At 64.4% G+C, this 4,679-nt stretch carries 5 protein-coding genes; 4 read left to right on the forward strand and 1 reads right to left on the reverse strand.

Annotated features, from left to right (window positions below):
- From VFP86_06740 to VFP86_06755, 4 genes are all read left to right on the forward strand, one after another.
- Positions 1–357: xanthine dehydrogenase family protein subunit M (locus VFP86_06740; protein HET8999324.1), on the forward strand; the 357-nt coding region annotated here is incomplete at its 5' end.
- 5 nt (positions 358–362) lie between these two features.
- Complete coding sequence (locus VFP86_06745) at positions 363–836, forward strand: (2Fe-2S)-binding protein (protein HET8999325.1); 474 nt, start codon at positions 363–365, stop codon at positions 834–836.
- Complete coding sequence (locus VFP86_06750) at positions 836–3,202, forward strand: aerobic carbon-monoxide dehydrogenase large subunit (protein HET8999326.1); 2,367 nt, start codon at positions 836–838, stop codon at positions 3,200–3,202. Before VFP86_06745 ends, VFP86_06750 begins: the two co-directional genes overlap by 1 nt.
- Entirely contained in the window at positions 3,203–4,138 is a 936-nt protein-coding gene (locus VFP86_06755; protein ID HET8999327.1) for an XdhC family protein, read from the forward strand.
- Positions 4,139–4,147: 9 nt separating this feature from the next.
- On the opposite strand, the gene VFP86_06760 is transcribed toward VFP86_06755, so the two are convergent.
- Positions 4,148–4,315 (reverse strand): hypothetical protein, encoded by a 168-nt coding sequence (locus VFP86_06760; protein ID HET8999328.1) that lies wholly within the window; start codon positions 4,313–4,315, stop codon positions 4,148–4,150.
- Between the last annotated feature and the right edge of the window lie 364 nt (positions 4,316–4,679).

Consider the following 4,679-nt stretch of genomic DNA (forward strand, 5'->3'; position numbering starts at 1 on the left):
ACTCCCCCCTCGCGCAGCGGCGGCGCCTACCTGAAGCTGGAGCGGAAGGTGGGGGATTTCGCGACCGCGGCCGTGGCCGCGCAGATCACCCTCAGCGCCATCGGGGCCTGCGAGCGGGTGGGAATCGGCCTCACCAACGTCGGACCCACACCGATCGAGGCGCGGCGCGCCGAGGAGTTCCTACGGGGTAAGCGGTTGGACGAGGGGACCGTCAAGCAGGCGGCCATTCTTGCCGCAGAGGAGTCCCAACCCGAATCGGATCTCCGTGGTCCGGCGGAATACAAGCGGGATCTTATCCGGGTGTTGACAGGCAGAGCGCTCAAAAAGGCGCTCGAGCGCGCCGGCGGGGGACGGTGACGGGCATGCAGGTTCAACTGACCATCAACGGCGAGCAGCACCAGGCCGAGGTCGAGCCGCGCCTGTTGCTCGTACACCTGATCCGGGAGGTCCTCCGGCTGACGGGAACCCATATCGGGTGCGATACCACGCACTGCGGCGCCTGCACCGTGCTCCTCGACGGGAGGCCCATCAAGTCGTGCACCATGTTTGCCGTTCAGGCGCACGGGCGCGAGATCATGACCGTGGAGGGACTGGAACGAGATGGGACGCTCCACCCGGTCCAGGAAGGGTTCATGCAGGAGCACGGGCTCCAGTGCGGCTACTGCACCCCGGGGATGCTGATGACCAGTTACGCGTTCCTCAAAAAGACCCCCAACCCGACAGAGGAGGAGATCCGCTGGGCGATCTCCGGCAACCTCTGCCGGTGCACGGGGTATGTCAACATCGTCAAGTCGATTGAGTATGCTGCCGCCAAACTGCGGCAGGGAGGACGCTGATGTCACCGCGGACGCCGCCAGAGATCGGTGGGATGGGACACTCGGTAAAGCGCAAGGAAGATCCGCGCTTTATCCGGGGCAAGGGGACGTACGTAGATGACATCCAGCTGCCAGGCATGCTCTATCTCGATATCGTGCGGAGCCCGTACGCCCACGCCAACATCAAGAAGATCGACGCGACAAAAGCCCTGGCGATCCCGGGCGTGCTGGCCGTGATCACGGGCCAAGACCTAGCCAAGTACAACCTCCACTGGATGCCGACGCTCATGTCGGACACCCAGATGGTGCTCCCGGTGGAGAAGGTGATGTACGTGGCTCAGGAAGTCGCGGCAGTCCTGGCCACGGAGCGCTACATCGCCGCCGACGGCGCGGCGGCGGTCGAGGTCGACTACGAGCCGCTCCCTGTCGTCGTGGATCCCAAGAAGGCGCTGGCGCCCGGGGCGACGGTCCTGCGCACCGATAAGAAGGACAAGAAGGATAACCACATCTGGCACTGGGAGTGGGGCGACCGCGCCGCCACGGATCGCGCGTTTCAGGACGCCCAGATCACGGTCGAGCAGGACATCTACATCCCGCGCATCCATGTCGCCTCGATCGAGACGTGCGGGTGCATCGCCCAGTACGACAAGGTCATGGGCAAACTCACGGTCTGGATGACCACCCAGGCGCCCCACGCCATCCGGACGGTCTTTGCCCTCGTCGCCGGGCACGTGGGCCTGGCCGAGCACAAGATCCGGATCATCTCTCCCGACATCGGCGGTGGATTCGGCGGGAAGGTGCCGGTCTATCCCGGGTACGTCATCGCCGTCGCAGCCTCGGTGTTGACCGGCAAACCCGTAAAGTGGATGGAAGACCGCATGGAGAACCTCCAGGCCGACTCGTTCGCCCGTGACTACCACATCACCGCCCAGCTCGCGGCGAAAAAGGACGGCACGCTCACCGCGCTCCGGATCAAGACGATCGCCGATCACGGCTACGCGGATGCCGCGGCCAACCCCTCCAAGTTCCCGGCGGGCCTCTTTCACATCTGCACCGGCTCCTATGACTTTCAAGCGGCCCACGTCGAGGTCGATGGTGTGTACACCAACAAGCCCCCTGGGGGGATCGCCTACCGCTGCTCGTTCCGCGTCACCGAGGCGGTCCACACCATCGAACGGATGGCGGACCTGATGGCGCACCAGCTCGGGATGGATCCGGCGGAGTTCAGGCTCAAGAACTTCATCAAGCCGGACCAGTTTCCGTACAAATCGGCGCTGGGCTGGGAGTACGACAGCGGGAACTACGCCGGCGCTCTGCACAAGGCGATGGACAAGATCGGCTACGCCGATCTGCGCCGGGAGCAGGCCGAGAAGCGCAAGCAGGGTGAGTTGATGGGGATTGGGATCTCGAGTTTCACCGAGATTGTGGGTGCGGGGCCGTCGAAGGACTTCGACATCCTCGGCATCAAGATGTTCGACAGTGCGGAGATCCGGATCCATCCGACGGGGAAGGTGATTGCCCGGTTCGGCACGCGGTCGCAGGGGCAGGGGCACGAGACCACCTATGCCCAGATCATCGCCGAGGAACTAGGGATCCCGGTCGCCGACATCCAGGTGGAGGAAGGCGATACCGACACCGCTCCGTACGGTCTCGGGACCTACGCCAGCCGCTCCACCCCGGTGGGCGGCGCCGCCGGAGCCATGGCGGCCCGCAAGATTCGGGACAAGGCCCGGAAGATCGCCGCGTACTTGTTGGAGGCGGCCGAAGACGATCTGGTGTGGGAACCGGGCAAGTTCTCCGTGAAGGGCGCCCCCAGTCGGTCCAAGACGATCCAGGAGATCGCCTTCGCGGCCTACACGAATCATCCGAAAGGCATGGAAGCCGGGTTCGAGGCGGTCTCGTATTACGACCCACCCAACCTCACCTATCCCTTCGGAAGCTACATCTGCGTCGTGGACATCGACAAAGGAACCGGTGAGGTGAAGGTCAGGCGGTTCGTGGCCGTCGACGACTGCGGCAACATCATCAACCCGATGATCGTGGAGGGGCAGATCCACGGGGGCCTCACGATGGGACTCGCCCCGGCGCTGTTTGAAGAGATCAGTTACGACGAGCAGGGCAATATCCAAGGTGGAAGCTTTATCGATTACCTGGTGCCCACGGCGGTGGAGACCCCCAAGTGGGAGACCGACAAAACCACGACACCCTCCCCCCACCATCCGCTGGGGGCGAAGGGGGTGGGCGAATCGGCCACGGTGGGTGCCCCGGCCGCCATCGCGAACGCGGTCGTGGATGCCCTCTGGCATCTGGGCGTGCGGCATGTAGATATCCCGATCACGCCTGACAAAGTCTGGAAGCTCCTCCGAGAGAAGGGCGTCACCGAATGAGTGAAGTTCACCCCGCGCGGGGGCGCCATGGCCGATGATGTCCTCGGTCTGGCTCACGCGCTCTCGGAAGCGGGTGAGCCGTTCGCGCTGGCCACCGTGGTCCGGTGCGAACGCCCGACGTCTGCGAAGCCGGGAGCCAAGGCGCTCGTCCGGCGGGACGGGACGGTGGTGGGGTGGATAGGCGGGAGCTGCGCCGAACCGGTGGTGATCCGGGAAGGACTGCGGGCGCTCCAGGATGGACGCCCGAGGTTCATCGCCCTGATAGGCGAGGGCGGGAGCCGGCCCGGAAATCGTGATGGCGTGCTGGAGTATCCCATGACCTGCCACAGCGGCGGGACGATTGAGGTTTTCATCGAGCCGGTCCTCCCCAAGCCAGACCTGGTCCTCGTCGGCAGAGGCCCGGTGGCCGAGTCGCTGTCCGGCCTCAGCGAGGCCGCGGGCTTCACCGTGGTTCTCGCCCCGGAATCTCCGCTGCGCATCCCACCCAGGGCTTTTGTCGTTGTGGTCACTCACGGGACCTTTGACGAGGAGGCGCTGGAGCAGGCACTTCAGAGCGACGCGCGCTATGTGAGCCTGGTGACCAGCCGGAAGAGGGCGGGCGCGGTCATCGACGCCTTGCGCGACAGAGGGGTACCTGAGGATCGGCTCCGGCGGTTGAGGGCTCCGGCGGGTTTGGATATCGGGGCGGTCACGCCGGACGAAATCGCAATCAGCATCCTGGCCGAGATCGTGCAGGTGTCGAGGAGCCAAACGGGCGAGGCCGGGTCCTCCGGTCTGACCCTGGCGATGGATCCGGTCTGCGGGATGGCGGTCAAGATCGCTTCGGCCAGGTACCGCTCAAACGTGTCGGACAGAAGCTTTTATTTCTGCGGTCCGGGCTGCAAGCGGGCTTTCGATCAAGATCCCGCACGATTCGCCGGGACCGCCGCGAAGTAACCGTGTCTCTTACGGGGTCTTCGTAATCGTGACGGTCAACCGTTCGGCAGTACCCGCCCAGAATTTTGCCACGTACAGCGTCCCAACAACCGGGGGTTGTCCTTCGCTGGGTTTTTCCTGATACCGGACGGTGTTCTTCGTTTCCCGTTCCTTCTCGAACGTCAGCGTGACCTCCACCCTGCCACCTACCTCCTCTCCCTGGATGCGGAGACCATCCACTCGTGACCCGACGCGGAGGGACGCCTCGATACAGGGAGGTGTCTTTGGACCTCAGCGGATATTGTTATTCTAGATGACGTCGGAGCGGTTGTGGGGAGGGATCTTACGCAATGAGCACGCCTCGAATCATTCAGATCCGGACAGGAGAGGGAAGGCAGTCGGCTCCGGGGGTCCGCGTGTGGACCGTTTCGGGGGAGCGTATGACCCAGAACTACGTCGAGCTTCAGCCGGGGGCGATCACCTCGGTGGACCGGCACGCAAACGAGCAGATCAACTATGTATTGAGCGGACGACTGGAGGTATGCCTTGGGGCAGACCACGC

Source organism: bacterium, assembly GCA_035703895.1.
In the GTDB taxonomy this organism is placed as follows: domain Bacteria; phylum Sysuimicrobiota; class Sysuimicrobiia; order Sysuimicrobiales; family Segetimicrobiaceae; genus Segetimicrobium.